General features: G+C 60.7%; 13 protein-coding genes. 9 read left to right on the top strand and 4 right to left on the bottom strand.

What is annotated here, in order from left to right; all coding sequences use genetic code 11:
- Positions 1-125 precede the first annotated feature (125 nt).
- Positions 126-470, bottom strand: a complete 345-nt coding sequence (locus LOY55_RS09195; RefSeq protein WP_007971486.1) for a YggL family protein — start codon at positions 468-470, stop codon at positions 126-128.
- Positions 471-705: 235 nt separating this feature from the next.
- Between LOY55_RS09195 and dacB the strand changes: the two genes are divergently transcribed.
- Positions 706-2,166, top strand: coding sequence for a D-alanyl-D-alanine carboxypeptidase/D-alanyl-D-alanine-endopeptidase (gene dacB / locus LOY55_RS09190; RefSeq protein ID WP_046027039.1), 1,461 nt, complete (start codon positions 706-708; stop codon positions 2,164-2,166).
- Between the two features lie 143 nt (positions 2,167-2,309).
- Here the strand turns inward: dacB and LOY55_RS09185 are convergent, their stop codons facing one another.
- Positions 2,310-4,709, bottom strand: coding sequence for a GGDEF domain-containing protein (locus LOY55_RS09185; RefSeq protein WP_223522466.1), 2,400 nt, complete (start codon positions 4,707-4,709; stop codon positions 2,310-2,312).
- Positions 4,710-4,851: 142 nt separating this feature from the next.
- On the bottom strand, positions 4,852-7,122 hold the full coding sequence (rlmKL, locus tag LOY55_RS09180; protein ID WP_223522467.1) for a bifunctional 23S rRNA (guanine(2069)-N(7))-methyltransferase RlmK/23S rRNA (guanine(2445)-N(2))-methyltransferase RlmL: 2,271 nt from the start codon (positions 7,120-7,122) through the stop codon (positions 4,852-4,854).
- Positions 7,123-7,651: 529 nt separating this feature from the next.
- Here rlmKL and rmf point away from each other — a divergent pair.
- Entirely contained in the window at positions 7,652-7,867 is a 216-nt protein-coding gene (rmf, locus tag LOY55_RS09175) for a ribosome modulation factor (protein WP_003223300.1), read from the top strand.
- Between the two features lie 292 nt (positions 7,868-8,159).
- On the opposite strand, the gene LOY55_RS09170 is transcribed toward rmf, so the two are convergent.
- Positions 8,160-9,179, bottom strand: coding sequence for a quinone-dependent dihydroorotate dehydrogenase (locus LOY55_RS09170; protein WP_046027042.1), 1,020 nt, complete (start codon positions 9,177-9,179; stop codon positions 8,160-8,162).
- 229 nt (positions 9,180-9,408) lie between these two features.
- Here LOY55_RS09170 and LOY55_RS09165 point away from each other — a divergent pair, with 229 nt between their 5' ends.
- The 7 genes from LOY55_RS09165 to LOY55_RS09135 all read left to right on the top strand — a co-directional run bounded on the left by LOY55_RS09165 (position 9,409) and on the right by LOY55_RS09135 (position 20,275).
- Positions 9,409-10,620: a CmpA/NrtA family ABC transporter substrate-binding protein gene (locus tag LOY55_RS09165; RefSeq protein WP_223522468.1), complete on the top strand. Its 1,212-nt coding sequence runs from the start codon at positions 9,409-9,411 to the stop codon at positions 10,618-10,620.
- A gap of 15 nt (positions 10,621-10,635) precedes the next feature.
- A complete protein-coding gene (locus LOY55_RS09160) occupies positions 10,636-11,211 on the top strand; it encodes an ANTAR domain-containing response regulator (protein WP_258667915.1) in 576 nt (191 codons plus the stop codon).
- 369 nt (positions 11,212-11,580) lie between these two features.
- On the top strand, positions 11,581-12,792 hold the full coding sequence (locus LOY55_RS09155; RefSeq protein WP_258667914.1) for a NarK/NasA family nitrate transporter: 1,212 nt from the start codon (positions 11,581-11,583) through the stop codon (positions 12,790-12,792).
- A 7-nt stretch (positions 12,793-12,799) separates the two neighbouring features.
- Positions 12,800-14,470 (top strand): bifunctional protein-serine/threonine kinase/phosphatase, encoded by a 1,671-nt coding sequence (locus LOY55_RS09150; RefSeq protein WP_223522469.1) that lies wholly within the window; start codon positions 12,800-12,802, stop codon positions 14,468-14,470.
- 320 nt (positions 14,471-14,790) lie between these two features.
- Complete coding sequence (nirB, locus tag LOY55_RS09145) at positions 14,791-17,244, top strand: nitrite reductase large subunit NirB (protein WP_223522470.1); 2,454 nt, start codon at positions 14,791-14,793, stop codon at positions 17,242-17,244.
- On the top strand, positions 17,241-17,558 hold the full coding sequence (gene nirD, locus LOY55_RS09140; protein ID WP_223522471.1) for a nitrite reductase small subunit NirD: 318 nt from the start codon (positions 17,241-17,243) through the stop codon (positions 17,556-17,558). Before nirB ends, nirD begins: the two co-directional genes overlap by 4 nt.
- Entirely contained in the window at positions 17,558-20,275 is a 2,718-nt protein-coding gene (locus LOY55_RS09135; protein ID WP_223522472.1) for a nitrate reductase, read from the top strand. The genes nirD and LOY55_RS09135 overlap by 1 nt, the downstream gene beginning before the upstream one ends.
- Positions 20,276-20,278: the final 3 nt, after the last annotated feature.

The raw sequence follows: 20,278 nt of genomic DNA, 5'->3' as shown, positions 1-20,278 counted from the left end.
TGCTACAGGACCACAAAATCCATGTAGCAGCTGTCGAGTGAAACGAGGCTGCGTGCATTTAATCTGCACATAAAAAAACGGCGACCCTTGGGTCGCCGCTTTTTTTAAGACAAAAAGCTATGACATCAAGCTACCGGATTGATCGGCTTTTCCGGGTACCAGACGTCCAGCAGCGGGCTGACTTCAACGCTGGTCAGCTCGGTGCGGCCTTTGAGCCAGGCTTCAACGGCAGCGCGTTGTTCAGCGCTGACCGAGCCACGCTTCTGCAGGCAAACCAGACCGTAGTCGTCGCCGCCAACATAGCCCAGACCGTTGGCTTCCATGGCTTCTTTGAGGAACGCGTCGAGGAAAGCATCAATGGCTTCATCAGCCAAATCTTCTTTGAAATCCAGGTTCAGTTCGAAACCCAGCTCTTGAAATTCATCGACGCACAGTTTTTTGCGCAGACGCTGGGAACGGTTAGTCGCCATTGGAACAATCCTCAAAAGTAATAACGGGCGGCACTTTAGCAGTTTAAGCCGCTTATTGCCCGACTCTCTGGCCGCCAATGCTGACCGTCGGTAAAAAAATAGCGGTTTAGAGGGGTATCGCAAGGCACAAGCCATCAAGCCTTGGGGCATAATGCCGACACGTTCATGACCACTGAGGGATTTTTATCGCCATGCCCTCGTCTTTTCCCCCCTCGCCTGTAGGGTTTTACTGCACATGATCAAATCTTTGCGTCCATTGCTGCTGGCCGGTTTCATTCTTCCCCTGGCCCTCTCCGTTTCCGCCGCTCCAATCAACACTGCGCTCTCGCCCAACGTCGAAAAAGCCCTCAAGGCCAGCAAATTGCAGGACAGCGCCTTGTCGCTGGTGATGATTCCGCTCACCGGCCCAGGCACTCCCACCGTTTTCAACGCGGATGTTTCGGTCAACCCGGCCTCGACCATGAAGCTGGTCACCACCTATGCGGCGCTGGAAATGCTCGGCCCCAACCACCAGTGGAAAACCGAGTTCTACACCGACGGCACCCTCAGCGGTGGCATCCTCAACGGCAACCTCTACCTCAAGGGTGGCGGCGATCCAAAGCTGAACATGGAAAAACTCTGGCTGCTGATGCGTGACCTGCGCGCCAACGGCGTGACGCAAATCACTGGCGACCTGGTGCTGGACCGCAGTTTCTTCACGCAACCGCAATTGCCCGAGTTCAACGACGATGGCAATGACGAGAACAAGCCGTTCCTGGTCAAGCCCGACTCGCTGATGGTCAACCTCAAGGCGCTGCGCTTCGTGGCGCGCAACGACAATGGCCGTGTGCTGGTGTCCGTCGAACCGCCGATTGCCAGCATCCGCATCGAAAACCAGGTCAAGGCCCTCAACTCCAAGCAATGCACCGGTGGCGTGCGTTACAACCCGGTAACCCAGGCCGATGGCAGCGTGACCGTGACCGTCGGTGGCCAGTTGGGCGATGGTTGCAGCTCCCAGACCTACCTGTCGCTGCTTGACCATGCGACCTACACCGCCGGCGCCGTGCGGGCAATCTGGAAAGAGCTGGGCGGCAGCATTCAGGGCAAGGATGTATTGGCGCCGACCCCAAGCAATGCCAAATTGCTGGCCCGCGCGTTTTCGCCGGACCTGGCGGAAATCATCCGCGACATCAACAAATACAGTAACAACACCATGGCTCAGCAACTGTTCCTGAGCCTGGGCCAGAAGTACCGCACGGACGCCGACGGTGACGACGCCAAAGCCGCGCAGCGTGTGGTTCGTCAGTGGCTGGCGAAGAAAGGCATCACCGCGCCGCACCTGGTGATGGAGAACGGTTCCGGCCTGTCCCGCGCCGAACGCGTCAGCGCTCGTGAAATGGCGTCGATGCTGCAAGCCGCCTGGCACAGCCCGTACTCCGCCGAGTTCATTAGCTCGATGCCGATTGCCGGCACCGACGGCACCATGCGCAAACGCCTGAAGACTACTGCGATGCGCGGTGAAGCCCACGTCAAGACGGGCACCCTGAACACTGTGCGCGCCATCTCCGGCTTCAGCCGCGACGTCAATGGCAACACGTGGGCCGTGGTGGCGATCCTCAACGACAAAGCACCGTTTGGCGCATCGTCGGTACTGGATCAGGTCCTGCTGGACTTGTATCGCCAGCCGAAACTGCCGGAAACGGCTTCGGTCTTGTAACCCCCCGATCCGATCGTTCCCGCGCTCTGCGTGGGAACGCATTCAAGAGCGGACGCAGAGCGTCCATTGAGGCATTCCCACGCAGAGCGTGGGAGCGATCAAATGTTGGCGCGGGCTTGCTCCCACATCGACTGTTTCCGGTCTTAGCTTATCTGCGTCTCGACCCGATCCCGACCGGCCTGCTTCGCCGCGTAAACCCCCGAATCCGCCCGCAACAACAGCGCATCCGCGCCCTCTCCGACCTGCCAACTGGCAATCCCGAAACTCGCGGTAACGAACCCCACACCCTCGATCGGTGAACTGCGCAACCCTTGCCACAACTGCAAGGCCAGCACTTGCGCCTGCTCGCTGTCGGTGTCCGGGCACAACACCATGAACTCCTCGCCACCGAGGCGACAGAACACGTCTGTGCGCCGCAGTCGATGACCGATGCGCTCGCACACCACCTGCAACACCCGATCCCCCACGGCATGGCCATGTTGATCATTGATGCGTTTGAAGTGGTCGATGTCGAGCATGATCACCGACAACTCGCCCCCTCCGCGTTCGACGCGGGCCATTTCGGTGGTCAGGCGCTCCTGGAAGTAGCGGCGGTTATGAATCCCGGTCAGCGAATCGGTGATCGACAGCGCACGCAATTCTTGTTCTACCCGTTTCAAATCGGAGATGTCGGAAACGTAGCCATGCCAGAGCACGCCGCCACCGGGCTGCTCTTCAGGGGTCGCCTCACCGCGAACCCAGCGCAGGCCGCGCATGGGCAACTGCACGCGATATTCCTCGCGCCACGGGCTGAGGGTGTCCGCCGACGCCCGGATCGAGGCTCGGACCCGGGTCGTGTCTTGTGGATGAATGCGCGTGAAGATCGATTCGGCGTTGAACAGCAGCACGTCCGGCTCGAGTTCGTAGATCTCGCGGATACCGTCGCTGGCATAGATCACGCTGAAGCGACCGTCGAATTCCATCTTGAATTGATAGATGCCGCCGGGGACATGGGCACTGAGTTTCTTCAACAACAGGTCCCGCGCCGCCAAGGCCTCATGGACGCGTTTGCGTTCGGTAATGTCGATGCAGATCGCCAGGTGACCGACCCACAGACCTTGCTCGTCGAGTACCGGGGTCGCCAGCATGTTGACCGCCAAATGGCTGCCATCGCGGCGCACCAGCGTCCACTCCCGCGCAGCGTTACCAATTTCATCGCCGTCTTTGACCAACATCGCCTGACAGGTTGGAATCGGTTTTCCATACCGCGCGCTCAACTCCGCCGCCCGTGCCACCAGCTCTCGGGGGAAATGCAGGTTTTCCAGAGTCATGCGCCCCACAACCTCAACGCCGGCGTAACCCAACATCTGCTCGGCACCGGCATTGAACGTGGTGATGACCCCGCGCAGATCGGTGGCGATGATCGCCACCTGGGTCGCCGCATTCAACACGCCACGCAACTGGCCGTGAGTGCCACGTAACTCCTGCTCGCGGGCGCGCAACTCCTCGGTCTGTTGCTCAACCATTTTCAGCGCTCGCTGACGCTGGCTGACCAACACGTACAGCAATGCGCTGACCAGCAGACTGAGCAAGCCGCCCAGCACTATCAGGGTCGTCACCGAGGAATGGTTGGCTTGTATAAAGGCTTCGCTGGGCTTGATGTCGACCTGATAGTCGTGATCGGCCATTCGCAATAGTCGGCTCGCGGACAAATCACTGGCCGCCGGTCCGTTGAAGGACTCGTAAAGCACTTCGTGCTGGTTGACGATCGACAAGTCGAGAATGCGGACCGAGAGATAGTCGTAATTGGCATCGGGCAAGCCATCCGCCAGCAACTGACGCATGCTGATCACCGCCATGACATAACCGTAGGGTTTTACCCCTGCGCCGCTTGGCGTGTTAGACACAATCACCGGGGCCACCAGCAGCACGCCACGCGCATAGGCCGGCTCGATACTGACCAGATGCATGGGCTGCGACACCGCCAGGCTGCCGCGTTTATCCGCTCGCTCAAGGGTCGCCCGACGCATCGGCTGAGCCCATAAGTCGTAACCCAGCGGCGAGCCCAGTCGGCTTAGCGTCTGGCTGTAAAGCACCACCACGTATTCATCGCGTTCAGCGGCCAATTGCAATTGACCATCGCTGGCGAGTTCACGAACGGTGAAATCGCTAAAGCCCTCGTCACGCACCTTGCGCTCGAACTCTGCGCGCTCGGCACGCGTCACGCGGGCCGCGAATGAATAGGCTTGAGCGCGGTGCAACAGGGGTTTGGTGAAACCGTCGAACTCCTCGCGGGAGACCGAGTCGGAATTGGCGAAGAACCGGCGCAGGCTGTCGAGGCGCTGCTCCTGGTCCTGAAATCGTTCTTCAATGCGGCTATAGCGTTCACTGGCCAGCAGTTGGAAGCGTTGCTTGAGTTGATGGCGAAACACGTTGACCGTCGACCAGGCCAACAACCCCGTCAGAACACACCCCATAAGCAATACCAGCAGCGCGACCAGCCAGGCCGACACATCTTCGCTGATAAAACCCAGGATCTTGGGGCGCACGGCGTGTAACGACATAAACGCAACTCACAACGCCAGGTGCGGGAAAGCCCATTGGCCATGAGAGAGTTATAGCTATTAGCCACTAATTTGACCAGCACTGAAAGAAGCCACAGAGCCTTTAAAAATCAAGGCTCTGTGGATCCAATCCACACAGCTATCAACGTGCGGTGATTTTCCATGCGCGGTGGATCTTGCCGTTGCGGGCGAAATCCGGATCGATGGTCTGGGCGGTGATTTCTTCGACCGCGTAACGCTGCGTGAGATTTTCCTCAAGGGCGAACTTGCGGAAGTTGTTGGAGAAGTACAACACGCCACCGGGTGCCAGACGGGCCATCGCCAGGTCGATCAGTTGCACCTGATCGCGCTGCACGTCGAAGATCCCTTCCATGCGCTTGGAGTTGGAGAACGTCGGCGGGTCGATGAAGATCAGGTCGTACTCGTCACGGCAGGCGTCGAGCCAGACCATCACATCGCCCTGCTCCAGACGGTTCTTGTCAGAGAAACCGTTCAGCGACAGGTTGCGACGCGCCCAGTCCAGATAGGTTTTCGACAGGTCGACGCTGGTGGTGCTGCGTGCCCCCCCCTTGGCGGCGTGAACGCTGGCCGTCGCGGTGTAGCAATACAGGTTGAGGAAGCGCTTGCCGGCCGACTCTTTCTGAATGCGCATGCGCATCGGGCGGTGGTCAAGGAACAGCCCGGTGTCGAGGTAGTCAGTCAGGTTGACCAGCAGCTTCACGCCACCTTCGTTGATCTCGACGAACTTGCCCTGCGCGGCTTGACGCTCGTATTGCTTGGTGCCGCTCTGACGCTCGCGACGCTTGACCACCACGCGGCTCTTGTCGATGTTCAAGGCCTGCGGAATAGCGGCCAAGGCATCGAACATACGTGCCGAGGCTTTTTCCGGATCGATGGATTTCGGCGCCGCGTATTCCTGAACGTGGACCCAATCCTGATACAGGTCGATGGCCATCGAGTATTCCGGCATGTCGGCGTCATACACGCGATAGCAGTCGATGCCTTCGCGCTTGACCCACTTGCCCATGGCTTTCAGGTTTTTTTGCAGGCGATTGGCAAACATCTGCCCGCCTTCGCTCAAACGCGGCTGCTCGATCACCGGCGCAGGTGCTGGTGTCGGTTTGATCGGGTTGCCGTTTTTGTTGTACTTGCGCTCTTCTGGCTCGCTCGGTGCCTGATCGTAAGCCGCCTGCTCGCGCTCGACCTGACGCTGCTCAGGGGTGCGACGCTCGCCCGTGACGAACTGGTCTGGCGTGACTTTGATCAGCAGCAGCTTGCACGGCAATGCGCCGTTCCAGAACGAATACTGCTTGTGACTGCGAATGCCCATGCGCTTGCCCAGATCCGGGGCGCCGGTGAACACCGCGGCTTCCCAGTTCAAGCAGGCCTGACGCAGACGCTCGCCGAGGTTTTGATAGAGGTAGAGCAAGCTCGCCTCGTCACCCAGACGCTCGCCGTAGGGAGGGTTGCAGATCACCAGGCCTTTCTGGTTCTGGTCCGGACGCGGCTCGAACGTACCGACTTCGCCCTGGTAGATCTTGATCCACTCGCTCAGGCCGGCACGCTCGACGTTGTTGCGGCCCGGTTGAATCAGGCGCGGGTCGGCTTCGTAACCGCGAATCCACAGCGGTGGCTTGGCCAGGCCGGCCGCGCAACGTTCGGTGGCCTCTTCGTGAAGCTTTTTCCACAGCGCCGGAACGTGGCCCAGCCAATGGGTAAAGCCCCACTGCTCGCGACGCAGGTTCGGCGCCATGTCGGCGGCGATCATCGCCGCTTCGACCAGGAACGTACCGACACCGCACATCGGGTCAGCCAGCGCGCCGCCTTCGGCCGCAATGCGTGGCCAGCCGGAACGGATCAGGATCGCGGCCGCCAGGTTTTCCTTCAGCGGTGCCGCGCCTTGCTGCAAGCGATAACCGCGCTGGTGCAGGCTGTGGCCGGACAAATCGAGAGAAAGAATCGCTTCGCCACGGTCCAGGCGCAGGTGAATGCGCAGGTCCGGGTTGAGTTTGTCGATCGACGGACGGTCACCTTGCGGGGTGCGCAGTTTGTCGACGATGGCGTCCTTGACCTTCAAGGCACCGAAGTGGGTGTTGTCGATGCCCGAACCGTGGCCGCTGAACTCGACGGCCAAGGTACCGGCGTTGAGCATGTGGTCTTGCCACTCGATGTCCAGTACGCCGTGGTACAGGTCTTCGGCGTCCTTCATCGGGAAACGCTTGAGCACCAGCAGCACCCGGTTCGCCAGACGCGACCACAGGCACAGGCGGTAAGCGGTTTCCATGGTGGCCATGCCGCGCACGGCCGAGGTGTGCTCGCGTGCCTCTTCAAGGCCAAGCCCGACGGCTTCCTCGATGAGCAGGCCTTCAAGGCCTTTTGGGCAGGTGAGGAAGATTTCGAATTGGTCGGACATGGGAATTTCAGAGCCTTTGGCGAAGTGAACCGGCAACGCATTGCCGATCCGGTTTTCAATCAGGCGCTTTTCTCGAAGAGCGCCCGCGTGGCACGAAGGTGTGCCGTCCCACCCCTGCTGCTCGGGTTAAAAGAGCTTAGATGCAAGGACAGATAAAATAGTTGATGCAACAAAATGTCATAAAGCGACCCTTCGTCGAATAATGCTTCCACCAACAGAAGTCATTCTCACTAAGGGATTACTCCCGTCATCCTGCGGGGGGCCGATCATACAGGGCTTTTGCCAATCAACACCGGGCATTCATCGTGATGCTTATGGCCTTAGCATCTTTATGGTTACGTTCTTATGACAAAACGATCATTCCCTCGATGTGACGCATTGGTTAGAACTCAACACAGGTTGACGCCGCAACGACGTCAACACCTTGGCTCGTCACGCCGGCAGCGAGCCCCCAACGGCAGAGTTTTTCTGCCAGACCTCAATAGAGGTCGACGCGATAAATACAGTCAACAAGTGAGGGCAACACCCTATGAGAAGACTTAAGCGTGATCCGTTGGAAAGAGCATTTTTGCGCGGATATCAATATGGCGTTGGTGGCAAATCCCGTGAGCTTTGCCCATTTACTCTACCGTCGGTACGCCAAGCCTGGATTAACGGCTGGCGAGAAGGACGCGGCGACAACTGGGACGGTATGACCGGCACTGCGGGAATCCACAGACTCAACGAACTTCACGCCGTCGGCTAATTTACAGGGCCAAACACTCCGACACGACAATCTGATGACTGACTGAATTAACCACGCACGTCCCATCCGGACGGCGGGCTCCGGCCCAGGGGCTCCTTCGAGGAGCCCTTTTTTATGCCTGCGTTCTAGCCAAACACCATCCCTGTAGCAGCTGCCGAGCCCGCGAGGCTGCGTCCGGCTGCGAAGCAGTCGTGAAATCAGACACCGCGATTTGCAGAGGCACCGTGCATGCAGGTTTGACGACTGCTGCGCAGCCGGACGCAGCCTCGCAGGCTCGGCAGCTGCTACACAATCAGCGCAGGGCTGCGATGGCGTCTACAGACTCACGAATCAGCGCCGGGCCTTTGTAAATGAAGCCGGAGTAAATCTGTACCAGGCTCGCACCTGCCGCGATTTTCTCTGCCGCGTGCTTGCCTTCGGTGATACCGCCCACGGCAATGATCGGCAAGCGACCCGCCAGTTCCGCCGCCAGTACTTTCACGGTGTGAGTGCTCTTGTCGCGAACCGGTGCACCGGACAGACCGCCCGCCTCGTCACCGTGCTCCATGCCTTCGACGCCGACGCGGCTGAGGGTGGTGTTGGTGGCGATCACTGCGTCCATGCCGGTTTCAATCAGCGCTTGTGCGACCTGCGCCGTTTCTTCGTCGCTCATGTCCGGCGCGATCTTGATCGCCAGCGGCACGTGTTTGCCGTGGCGCAAGGCCAGTTCTGCGCGGCGCGTGGCCAGATCAGCGAGCAACTGCTTGAGCGAATCACCGAACTGCAGGCTGCGCAGGCCCGGTGTGTTGGGCGAGCTGACGTTGACCGTCACATAGCTGGCATGGGCATAGACCTTGTCCAGGCAAATCAGGTAATCGTCGACCGCACGTTCAACCGGAGTGTCGAAGTTCTTGCCGATGTTGATACCCAGCACGCCCTTGTATTTGGCGGCGGCGACGCGGGCCAGCAGGTGATCGACGCCCAGGTTGTTGAAGCCCATGCGGTTGATGATCGCCTCGGCTTCCGGCAGGCGGAAAATCCGTGGCTTCGGGTTACCGGGTTGCGGACGCGGGGTGATGGTGCCGATTTCGACAAATCCAAAGCCCAACTGGGCGAAACCGTCGATGGCCGCGCCGTTTTTGTCCAGACCGGCGGCCAAACCGACCGGGTTCGGAAAATCCAGGCCCATGACCGACACCGGCATGTTCGCCGGAGCTTTGCACAGCAAGCCGTTGAGGCCCAAACGCCCACCCGCGCCGATCAGGTCCAGGGACAGATCGTGGGAGGTTTCCGGGGAAAGTTTGAACAACAGCTGACGGGCCAGGGTGTACATGGGCGGGTTTGACTCTGGGCTACGAAAAGTGGCGGCAATTATAGCCGCGCATCGGCGTCGCAGGCGAGGCACGCGACAAAATCAGCCCGCGATGGCATATGCCTTGCACCACCACCGCTATCAGCACTCATGCCAACGGCGGGATGGGTCGAAAGACAAAGGCGTCGTCACTGGCCCTTGCTCTGGCAAGCCGCCCGGTACGGCGTTTTTTTATGGAAGGTGCTTAACGATGATTGAAGTTCCAGCCACCCCCCTGGCCTGGGTCAATGGCAGCGATGCCCCGGAAAAGACCGACATCAATCTCGGCTTCATGGCCCTGAGCGACTGCGCCTCGGTCGTGGTCGCCGCCACCCAGGGGTTCGCCCAGCCCTACGGCCTGACCCTGAACCTCAAGCGCCAGTCGTCCTGGGCCAACCTGCGCGACAAACTGGTCAGCGGCGAACTCGACGCCGCGCACAGCCTGTACGGCCTGATTTATGCGGTGCACCTGGGCATCGGCGGCGTAGCCTCGACTGACATGGCCGTGCTGATGGGGCTGAACCAGAACGGCCAGAGCATCAATCTCTCCCACGGTTTGCAGGCGCTGGGCGTGACCGGTCCTGAAGCACTCGACCGACACGTGCACCAAACTCGCCCAAAACTCACGTTCGCCCAGACATTTCCCACCGGCACCCACGCCATGTGGCTGTATTACTGGCTGGCGAGCCAGGGTATCCATCCGTTGCAGGATGTCGACAGCGTGGTGGTACCGCCACCGCAAATGGTCGCGCACCTGCAAGCGGGGCGTATCGACGGTTTTTGCGTGGGTGAGCCATGGGCCGCCAGCGCGGTGCAGCAAAACCTGGGGTTCACAATGGCAACCTCCCAGACCATTTGGCCCGACCACCCGGAAAAAGTCCTCGGCTGTACCCGTGCGTTTGTCGAGCACTACCCCAACACCGCGCGGGCCTTGGTGATGGCGATCCTGGAAGCCAGCCGCTTCATCGAGCAAAGCACGGAAAATCGCCGCAGCACTGCACAACTACTTAGTGCACCCGATTACCTCGACGCCCCTCTGGACTGCATCGAGCCACGTCTGCTGGGCGATTACGCCGACGGCCTGGGCAATCGCTGGCAGGACCCGCACGCACTGCGTTTCCACGCCGGTGGCGAGGTCAACGTTCCGTACCTGTCTGACGGCATGTGGTTCATGACCCAGTTCCGGCGCTGGGGTTTATTGCGCGACGACCCGGATTACCTCGGTGTGGCCCGTCAGGTTCAGCAGTTGGACCTGTACCGCGAAGCCGCCAACGCCGTCGGTGTCGCCGCTTCGGATCAAGACATGCGCAGCAGCCAGTTGATCGACGGCAACGTCTGGGACGGTTCCGATCCGGTCGGCTATGCCCGCAGTTTCAAGCTGCACGCGATGAGCGACAGCTCTTACCGATTCGCCCACCGCTGACAGGAGACTGCGAACATGTTGCGTATCCTGCTGATCAACGACACGGCGAAAAAAGTCGGCCGCCTGAAAGCCGCGCTGACTGAAGCCGGATTCGAGGTGATCGACGAATCGGGTTTGACCATCGACCTGCCCGAGCGCGTCGAAACGGTGCGCCCGGACGTGATTCTGATCGATACCGAGTCACCGAGCCGCGATGTGATGGAACAAGTGGTGCTGGTCACCCGCGATCAGCCACGGCCGATCGTCATGTTTACCGATGAACATGACCCCGGCGTGATGCGTCAGGCGATCCAGTCCGGGGTCAGTGCCTACATCGTCGAAGGCATTCACGCACAACGCTTGCAGCCGATTCTCGACGTGGCCATGGCGCGGTTTGAAAGCGACCAGGCACTGCGCGCCCAATTGCATGCCCGCGACCAGCAACTGGCCGAGCGCAAGCGTATCGAGCTGGCCAAGGGCTTGTTGATGAAGATGAAGCATTGCAACGAGGAAGAGGCCTACACCCTGATGCGCCGCCAGGCCATGAGCCGCCAGCAGAAACTGATTCAAGTGGCGGAGCAGATCATTGCCATCAGTGAGTTGCTCCAGTAACCGATCTCCCGAACCTGGCACAGATGATCGTTCCCACGCTCCGCGTGGGAATGCATCCCGTGACGCTCCGCGTCACAGCGTGAAGCGGATGCAGAGCGTCCACGGCGGCGTGACCACGCGGAGCGTGGGAACGATCTCCACCAGGTCTCGGTTGTTGGCACAGATTTGGCTATGTAATCACCACAGGTAACCAACGGCGGTTGCCCCACCTACGACAAAGACGTCGCTCACCTCATTTGCCCCTGGCGAATCGGGTAGCGGCGTTTTTTCGTTTTGGCCCCACAGCCCGGGGCCGGTGGTGCGGCCCAAAGGCGCCCCACCTGCTAGCTCATGACTCCTTCTCGAGACTCTTCACAGCTGAGGTGCGCGATGAATTCAAGCTTCTGGAAATCCGGCCATACCCCGACCCTGTTCGCGGCCTTTCTCTATTTCGACCTGAGTTTCATGGTCTGGTACCTGCTCGGCCCACTGGCAGTGCAGATCGCCGCCGACCTGCACCTGACCACGCAACAGCGCGGGCTGGTGGTGGCCACGCCGATTCTGGCCGGGGCCGTGCTGCGCTTCATCATGGGCATGCTGGCAGATCGGCTGTCGCCCAAAACCGCCGGGCTGATCGGCCAGGTCATTGTCATCTGTGCGCTGTTCGGCGCCTGGAAACTAGGCATTCACAGCTACGAGCAAGCGCTGGTGCTGGGCCTGTTCCTGGGCATGGCCGGTGCGTCCTTCGCCGTCGCCCTGCCGCTGGCGTCGCAATGGTATCCGCCACAGCATCAGGGCAAAGCCATGGGCATCGCCGGAGCGGGCAACTCCGGCACGGTTCTGGCGGCATTGATCGCCCCGGTACTGGCGGCGGCATTCGGCTGGAGCAACGTGTTCGGCTTCGCCCTGATCCCGCTGATCCTGACCATTATCGTCTTCGCCTGGCTGGCGAAAAACGCACCGGAGCGGCCGAAAGCCAAATCCATGGCCGACTACTTCAAGGCCTTGGGTGACCGCGACAGCTGGTGGTTCATGTTTTTCTACAGCGTGACTTTCGGTGGTTTTATCGGCCTGGCCAGCGCCCTGCCCGGCTACTTCAACGACCAGTACGGCCTGAGCCCGGTGACCGCCGGTTACTACACCGCGGCCTGCGTGTTCGGCGGCAGTCTGATGCGTCCTTTGGGTGGCGCACTGGCCGACCGGTTCGGCGGTATTCGCACGCTGCTCGCGATTTACACCGTGGCCGCCGTCTGCATCGCGGCGGTGGGTTTCAATCTGCCGAGTTCCTACGCAGCGCTGGCACTTTTCGTCTGCACCATGCTCGGTCTGGGCGCTGGTAACGGCGCGGTTTTCCAGTTGGTGCCGCAGCGTTTTCGTCGGGAGATTGGTGTAATGACCGGTTTGATCGGCATGGCCGGCGGCATCGGCGGCTTCGCGTTGGCGGCCGGCATGGGCGCGATCAAGCAAAGCACCGGCAGCTACCAACTGGCGTTGTGGTTGTTCGCCAGCCTCGGTGTTCTGGCCTGGTTCGGCTTGCACGGGGTGAAACGTCGCTGGAGAACCACATGGGGTTCGGCCGCCGTGACGGCGGCTCGGGTCTGACGCCTCAATGAGCCTGCAATTGAGTTTTGCCGAAGCCAGCGCCACGGGGCCGCGCGAGGAAAATCAGGACGCCCTGCGCCTGGTGACGCCCGCCCCGGCATTGGCGGCGAGCAAGGGTTACTTGTTCGCCATTGCCGACGGCGTCAGCCAATGCGCCGACGGCGGCCTCGCCGCTCGCTCGACCTTGCAGGCCCTGGCGCTGGATTATTACGCCACCCCGGAAACCTGGGGTGTCGCCCAGGCATTGGACCGTCTGCTGCTGGCGCAAAATCGCTGGTTGCAGGCCAATGGCGGTGGGCAGCCGCTGCTGACCACCGTCAGCGCCCTGGTCATGCGCGGCAGGCGTTTTACCTTGGCCCATGTCGGCGATTGCCGCGTGTACCGCTGGCACGCGGATCAGTTGCAGCGCGTCAGCGAGGATCACGTCTGGGACCAACCGGGCATGCAACATGTGCTCAAACGGGCGCTGGGCCTCGACCAACATCTGGTGCTGGATTTTCTCGATGGCGAATTGCGCCTCAATGAAAGTTTTGTCCTGCTGAGCGATGGCATCTGGGCCGTGCTGGGCGATACGGCCATTGCCGCTATTTTGCGCGATCAGCCCGATCTGGACAGTGCCGCACAGACCTTGGTCAGCGCGGCGCACCTGGCCGGCAGCCAGGACAACGCCAGCGCCCTGCTGGTGCGCGTTGACGCCCTCGGTGAAACGAGCATCGGCGACGCACTGATTCATTTGCAGCAATGGCCGCTGCCTCCTGCACTGAAACCCGGTCAGTCCTTCGAAGGCTGGCAGGTCGAGGGGATCGTCGGCCAGAGCCAGCAGTCACTGCTCTACCGAGTGCGCGATGGGCAACAGCAACCCTGGCTACTGAAAACCTTGCCCGGTGCGCTGCGCGACGATCACTTGGCCGGGCAGGCACTGCTGTCGGAGGAATGGTTTCTCAAACGCGTGGCCGGACGGCATTTCCCTGAAGTCCATGCCGCCAGTCAGCGTCAGCATTTGTACTACGTGATGCGTGAATATTCCGGATCGACGCTGGCAGAACTGCACGCAGGTGTCGGACCACTGCCACTGGCTCAATGGCAAGACCTGGCCGAACGCCTGCTCCGCGCCGTGGGGCTGCTGCATCGCCGACAAATCCTGCACCGCGACATCAAACCGGACAACCTGCTGCTGGGGGACGACGGTGAGCTACGTCTGCTGGACTTCGGCCTCGCCTACTGCCCGGGCTTGTCCGAGGATCAACCCTCGGCCCTGCCCGGAACACCCAGCTATATCGCACCGGAAGCCTTTCGCGGGGGCATCCCGACGCCGCAACAAGACCTGTATGCCGTCGGCGTGACGTTGTACTGGCTGCTGACCGGGCACTATCCCTACGGCGAAATCGAAGCGTTTCAGCGGCCCCGGTTTGGTGTACCGGTGAGCGCCAGTCGCTACCGGCCGGATGTGCCCGACTGGATCGCGCAGTGTTTGCAACGGGCTGTCGCAGCGGATCCGCTTGTGCGCTTTGAAACGGCGGAAGAATGGTTGCTGGTACTGGAGCAAGGCGAGCGGCGCAGTTTGAGCGTGCGCCCCAAGCCGTTGCTGGAGCGCGAGCCGTTGAAAGTCTGGCGCACGATGGCGCTGGTGTCGCTGGTGATCAATCTGGCGCTGCTGTTTCTAGTGGTTCATGGCTGACACAGATCCCTTGTAGCCGCGCCAATTGCGGGCGACGTGCATTGAATCGGTGCAAAAACGCTCCTGCCAAAGTCCGAAACCACGACTAAACCCAACAAACCCGTTGACCTGGAGCACTTGGCACAACCACTGCATTACCTTCTTCACCACACATAAAGCCCGGCCTTCAACGTAGAAGGCTGCGCTGCCCGAGAGAACGGGACAAGGACAAAGGCGTCCTCGCTAGGCAACTAGCGGGACGCCTTTTTTTGTTTGCGCAAAATTGTCGAGCAAGACCTGAAAGCCCTGATGAGGCGGGTCTGAACTCCCCGGAGAACCTGATGAAAAAACTAAAACTGGTGATGATCGGCAACGGCATGGCCGGGGTTCGCACCCTGGAAGAACTGCTCAAGCTGAGCAACGAGCTGTACGACATCACGGTCTTCGGCGCCGAACCTCATACCAACTACAACCGCATCCTGCTGTCGCCAGTACTGGCCGGTGAGCAGACGTTCGAAGAGATCGTGCTCAACGACCTCGACTGGTACCTGGAAAACAACATCAAGCTGTTGCTCAACCGCAAAGTCGTGGAGATCGACCGGGTCAAACGCCGCGTCATCGCCGAAGACGGCACCGAAGCCGAATACGATCGCCTGCTGATCGCCACCGGTTCGACCCCATTCATCTTGCCGATCCCCGGCAACACCTTGCAGGGTGTGATCGGCTACCGCGACATCGCCGATACCCAGGCCATGATCAACACCGCCAAGACCCACAAGCACGCTGTTGTGATCGGTGGAGGCCTGCTGGGCCTGGAAGCCGCCAACGGCCTGATGCTGCGCGGCATGCACGTGACCGTGGTACATATCGGCGAGTGGTTGCTGGAACGACAATTGGACAAGACCAGCGGTCAACTGCTGCAAACCGCCCTCGAAGCGCGCGGCCTGCACTTTCGCCTGCGCGAGCAAACCCAGGCGCTGCACGACGGGGGCAATGGCCGGGTCGGGTCGGTTGAATTCAAGAACGGCGACATCATCCCCGCCGACTTGGTGGTGATGGCCGCTGGCATTCGCCCCAACACCGAACTCGCGGAAAAATCCGGCATCCCCTGCAACCGCGGGATTCTGGTCAATGACACGATGCAAACCTACGACCCGAGGGTCTACGCCATCGGTGAATGCGCCAGCCATCGCGGCATCGCCTACGGCCTCGTCGCGCCCCTGTTCGAGCAAGCCAAAGTCTGCGCCAACCACCTCGCCCAATTGGGCTTCGCCCGCTATCAAGGTTCGGTGACGTCGACCAAATTGAAAGTCACCGGCATCGATCTGTTTTCTGCCGGCGACTTCATGGGCGGCGAAGGCACGGAAACCATCACCCTCTCCGATCCGATCGGCGGGATCTACAAAAAACTGGTGATCAAGGATGACGTGCTGGTCGGCGCCTGCCTGTACGGCGACACGGCCGATGGCGGTTGGTATTTCCGGCAGATTCGTGAGAATCACGCCATCGACGAGATCCGCGATCACCTGATGTTCGGTGAAAACGCTCTAGGTGACGTCGGGCATCAAGGTCAGGACAAAGCCATGAGCATGGCCGATACCGCCGAAGTGTGCGGTTGCAACGGCGTGTGCAAAGGCACCATCGTCAAGGCGATTCAGGAGCACGGACTGTTCAGTGTCGACGAGGTGAAAAAACACACCAAGGCTGCAAGTTCATGCGGCTCCTGCTCAGGGCTGGTGGAGCAGATCCTGATCAACACCGTGGGTGGCGCGGCGGACGTCAAACCGAAAAGCGAAAAAGCCATCTGCGGATGCAGCGACCTCAACCACGGCCAAATCCGCCAGGCCATCCGCGAGCAACATTTACTGACCATTGCCGGGACCATCAGCTACTTGAACTGGCGCACACCGAATGGCTGCGCCACGTGCCGCCCGGCCCTCAACTACTACCTGATTTCCACCTGGCCGGGTGAGGCAAAGGACGACCCGCAATCACGCCTGATCAACGAACGCGCCCACGCCAACATTCAAAAAGACGGCACCTATTCGGTTGTCCCGCGGATGTGGGGCGGCGTGACCAACCCTTCGGAACTGCGGCGCATCGCCGACGTCGCCGACAAGTACAACGTACCGATGGTCAAGGTCACCGGTGGCCAGCGCATCGACTTGCTGGGGATCAAGAAACAGGACTTGCCGGGCGTCTGGAAAGACCTCGACATGCCATCCGGTCACGCCTACGGCAAATCCATCCGCACCGTGAAGACCTGCGTTGGCAGCGAGTTCTGCCGCTTCGGCACCCAGAACTCCACCCAATTGGGCATCGAACTGGAGCATGACCTGTTCAACATGTGGTCACCGCACAAAGTGAAACTGGCGGTCTCCGGTTGCCCACGCAACTGCTCGGAAGCGGGCATCAAGGACGTAGGAATCATCGGCGTGGATTCCGGCTGGGAGATGTACATCGGCGGCAATGGCGGGATCAAAACCGAAGTCGCCGAGTTCTTCGTCAAGCTGAAAACCGCTGAAGAAGTTCGTGAATACAACGGCGCGTTCTTGCAGCTCTATCGCGAAGAAGCCTTCTACCTGGAGCGCACCGTGCATTACCTGCAACGGGTCGGCATGGAACACATCAAGAAAGCCGTGCTGGAGGACCCGGTGCGGCGCAAGGCACTCAATGATCGCCTGCAATTCTCGCTGTCGTTCGAGCAAGACCCGTGGAAGGAACGCCTGGCGCAGCCGCAGCTGAAAAAAGAGTTCGACGTCATTCCGTTGAAGAACCTGGAGGTGCTGGCATGAACTGGCTGGATATCTGCGCACTGGAAGACATCAATGCCCTGGGCTCGCGGATCATTGCCGGGCCGAAAGGTGATATCGCGATTTTTCGTACAAGCGACGATGAGGTTTTCGCCCTCGACGACCGCTGCCCACACAAGGGCGGGCCGCTGTCACAAGGCTTGGTGTACGGCAAACGCGTGGCCTGCCCGCTGCACAACTGGCAAATCGACCTGGAAGCCGGCGAAGCCCTGGCCCCTGACATCGGCTGCGCCCACCATCACTCGGCACGGGTCGAGAATGGTCGGGTGCTGCTGGCCCTGCGGGAAGCAAGCTGATGAACCGTCAAATCACCGCTTCTACCTGCTGCTATTGCGGCGTCGGCTGCGGTGTGCTGATCGAACATGACGACGAGCGCATCCTCGGCGTCAGTGGCGATCCGGCCCACCCGGCCAACTTCGGCAAATTGTGCAGCAAGGGATCAACCCTGCATTTGACCGGTGACCTGACTGCGCGAGCGCTCTATCCCGAACTGCGCCTGGGCAAAGGCCTGGCACGCAGCCGCACCGACTGGGACACCGCCCTCGATCATGCCGCCAGCGTTTTCGCCCGGACCATTGCCGAACACGGCCCGGACAGCGTGGCGTTCTACATTTCCGGGCAATTGCTGACCGAGGACTATTACGCCTTCAACAAACTGGCGCGGGCGTTGGTGGGCACCAACAACATCGACAGCAATTCGCGACTGTGCATGTCGTCGGCGGTGGTCGGCTACAAGCGCAGCCTGGGCGCCGATGCGCCACCGTGCAGTTATGAAGACGTGGAGTTGAGCGACTGCGTGATGATCGTCGGCAGTAACATGGCCTACGCCCACCCGGTACTTTTTCGTCGACTGGAAGAAGCCAAATCCCGCCGACCACAGATGAAAGTCATCGTCATCGATCCGCGTCGCACCGACACGTGCGATCTAGCTGACCTGCACTTGGCGATTCTTCCCGGGACCGATGTCGCCCTGTTCCATGGGATTTTGCACCTGCTGCTGTGGGAAGACTGGATCGACCGAGACTTCATCAAGGCCCACACCGACGGTTTGACCGAGCTGAAAAACCTGGTGCGCGATTACACACCGCAAATGGTTTCGCAGCTGTGTGGAATCAGCGTTGAGCAATTGCAGCAATGCGCCGAATGGGTCGGTACGACACCGAGTTTCCTGTCGTTGTGGTGCATGGGGCTAAACCAGTCCACCGCCGGCAGCGCGAAAAACAGCGCGCTGATCAATTTGCACCTGGCGACCGGGCAAATTGGCCGCCCCGGCGCAGGACCTTTCTCATTGACCGGTCAGCCGAACGCCATGGGCGGGCGGGAAACCGGCAGTCTGTCGAACCTGCTGCCAGGGCATCGCGACGCCGCCAACCCTGAGCATCGTGCCGATGTAGCGGCTTACTGGGGCGTCGATCAACTGCCTGAGAACCCTGGGCTGACGGCCATCGAGTTGTTTGACCAGGTCGGCCGCGGAAAAATAAAAGCACTGTGGATCGCTTGCACCAACCCCGCACAATCACTGCCTGATCAGACGGCTGTGCGTGCGGCACTTGAAACCTGCCCGTTCGTGGTGCTGCAAGAAGCCTTTCGTACCACTGAAACCGCCGGGTTTGCCGACCTGTTGTTGCCCGCTGCGAGCTGGGGTGAAAAGGAAGGCACCGTCACCAATTCGGAACGGCGTATTTCCCACGTCCGCCGGGCAATCGTCGCACCTGGTTCCGCGCGCCCGGACTGGGCGATCACGGTGGATTTCGCGCAGCGGCTGGAAAAACATTTACGCCCCGAATCCCCAAGTTTGTTTGCCTTTGAAACACCGGCGCAGGTGTTCGACGAATACAAATTACTGACCCGCGGCCGTGATCTGGACTTGTCCGGGGTCAGCCATGCGCTGATCGACCAGCTCGGCCCGCAGCAATGGCCATTTCCGGCCGGCGCCCGCCAAGGTACCGCCCGCCTCTATCTCGACGGTATCTTCCCGACTGCCAGCGGCCGCGCGCAATTCGTCGCCGACCCGTATCGCGCCGCCAAGGAACAACGGGATGCGCGTTTCCCACTGACGCTGATCACCGGTCGCCTGCGCGATCAATGGCACGGCATGAGCCGTACCGGCACTGCGGCGCAGCTGTTCGGTCATGTCAGCGAAGCGGTGTTGAGCCTGCACCCGGACGAGTTGCGCAGGCATCGCCTGCAACCAGGTGACTTGATCAGCCTGAAAAGCCGTCGCGGCGCCGTGATCGTGCCAGTCTCCAGCGATGACAGCGTGCGCCCGGGGCAGGCGTTTTTGCCGATGCATTTTGGTGACCGCTTCCTCAAGGGAGGTGTAAACACCCTCACCCTTGCGGCCTTCGATCCACTGTCGAAACAACCGGAACTCAAGCACAGCGGTGTGCGCCTTGAGCCCGTGCATTTGCCATGGCACCTGTTTGCGCTGATCGAGGGAGACATCCCACAGCATTTTGAGAGCCTACGCACCCTCTGCGAGGCGTTTTCCTACGCCAGCCTCAGCCTTGCCGGCCGTGAGCGCCCCGCGCTGCTGATACGCGCTGCCAGCGCCTTCGCGCCAGCCCCGAAACTGCTGCGTGACATTGATGAGTGCCTCGGGCTCCTCGATGGACCGGTTTTGGCATACGACGATCCACGGCGCTCCATCGGCAAGCGAGTGCGGATCGAGAACGGGCGCATCACCGCTATTCGCCTGGCGGGTGAAACTCTCGCCCAACACTGGTTGCAAAGCCTGTGGCTCGAAGGTCGCGCCGATGAGCAACTGCGGCGCTGGCTGCTCGCGCCCCTGAGCGCACCACCGGGGCAGATCGATGCCGCCTCGATCGGCAACAAAACCCTGTGCAACTGCAAAAACGTCAGCCAAAACGCAGTCTGCGCCGGTATCCGCCGTGGCCTGGACTTGCAAGGTTTGAAACAGGAATTGGGTTGCGGCACGCAATGCGGTTCGTGCGTCCCGGAAATCAAGCGTTTGCTGGCTGCTACTGCGCAGCCGGTCGCCGTCATCTCGTGAGGA

The sequence above is a fragment of the Pseudomonas sp. B21-040 genome (assembly GCF_024748695.1).
Classification (GTDB): domain Bacteria; phylum Pseudomonadota; class Gammaproteobacteria; order Pseudomonadales; family Pseudomonadaceae; genus Aquipseudomonas.
The sequence above is the reverse complement of the archived record's forward strand: the minus strand, read 5'-3'. Positions and strand labels throughout refer to the sequence as shown.

Coding starts and splice junctions, on each gene's coding strand:
- rmf (WP_003223300.1), top strand. CDS start 7,652: ATGAGAAGACTTAAGCGTGATCCGTTGGAAAGAGCATTTTTGCGCGGA.
- nirD (WP_223522471.1), top strand. CDS start 17,241: ATGAACTGGCTGGATATCTGCGCACTGGAAGACATCAATGCCCTGGGC.
- LOY55_RS09160 (WP_258667915.1), top strand. CDS start 10,636: ATGTTGCGTATCCTGCTGATCAACGACACGGCGAAAAAAGTCGGCCGC.
- dacB (WP_046027039.1), top strand. CDS start 706: ATGATCAAATCTTTGCGTCCATTGCTGCTGGCCGGTTTCATTCTTCCC.
- LOY55_RS09165 (WP_223522468.1), top strand. CDS start 9,409: ATGATTGAAGTTCCAGCCACCCCCCTGGCCTGGGTCAATGGCAGCGAT.
- LOY55_RS09155 (WP_258667914.1), top strand. CDS start 11,581: ATGAATTCAAGCTTCTGGAAATCCGGCCATACCCCGACCCTGTTCGCG.
- LOY55_RS09150 (WP_223522469.1), top strand. CDS start 12,800: ATGAGCCTGCAATTGAGTTTTGCCGAAGCCAGCGCCACGGGGCCGCGC.
- LOY55_RS09195 (WP_007971486.1), bottom strand. CDS start 470: ATGGCGACTAACCGTTCCCAGCGTCTGCGCAAAAAACTGTGCGTCGAT.
- LOY55_RS09185 (WP_223522466.1), bottom strand. CDS start 4,709: ATGTCGTTACACGCCGTGCGCCCCAAGATCCTGGGTTTTATCAGCGAA.
- LOY55_RS09170 (WP_046027042.1), bottom strand. CDS start 9,179: ATGTACACCCTGGCCCGTCAGCTGTTGTTCAAACTTTCCCCGGAAACC.
- nirB (WP_223522470.1), top strand. CDS start 14,791: ATGAAAAAACTAAAACTGGTGATGATCGGCAACGGCATGGCCGGGGTT.
- rlmKL (WP_223522467.1), bottom strand. CDS start 7,122: ATGTCCGACCAATTCGAAATCTTCCTCACCTGCCCAAAAGGCCTTGAA.
- LOY55_RS09135 (WP_223522472.1), top strand. CDS start 17,558: ATGAACCGTCAAATCACCGCTTCTACCTGCTGCTATTGCGGCGTCGGC.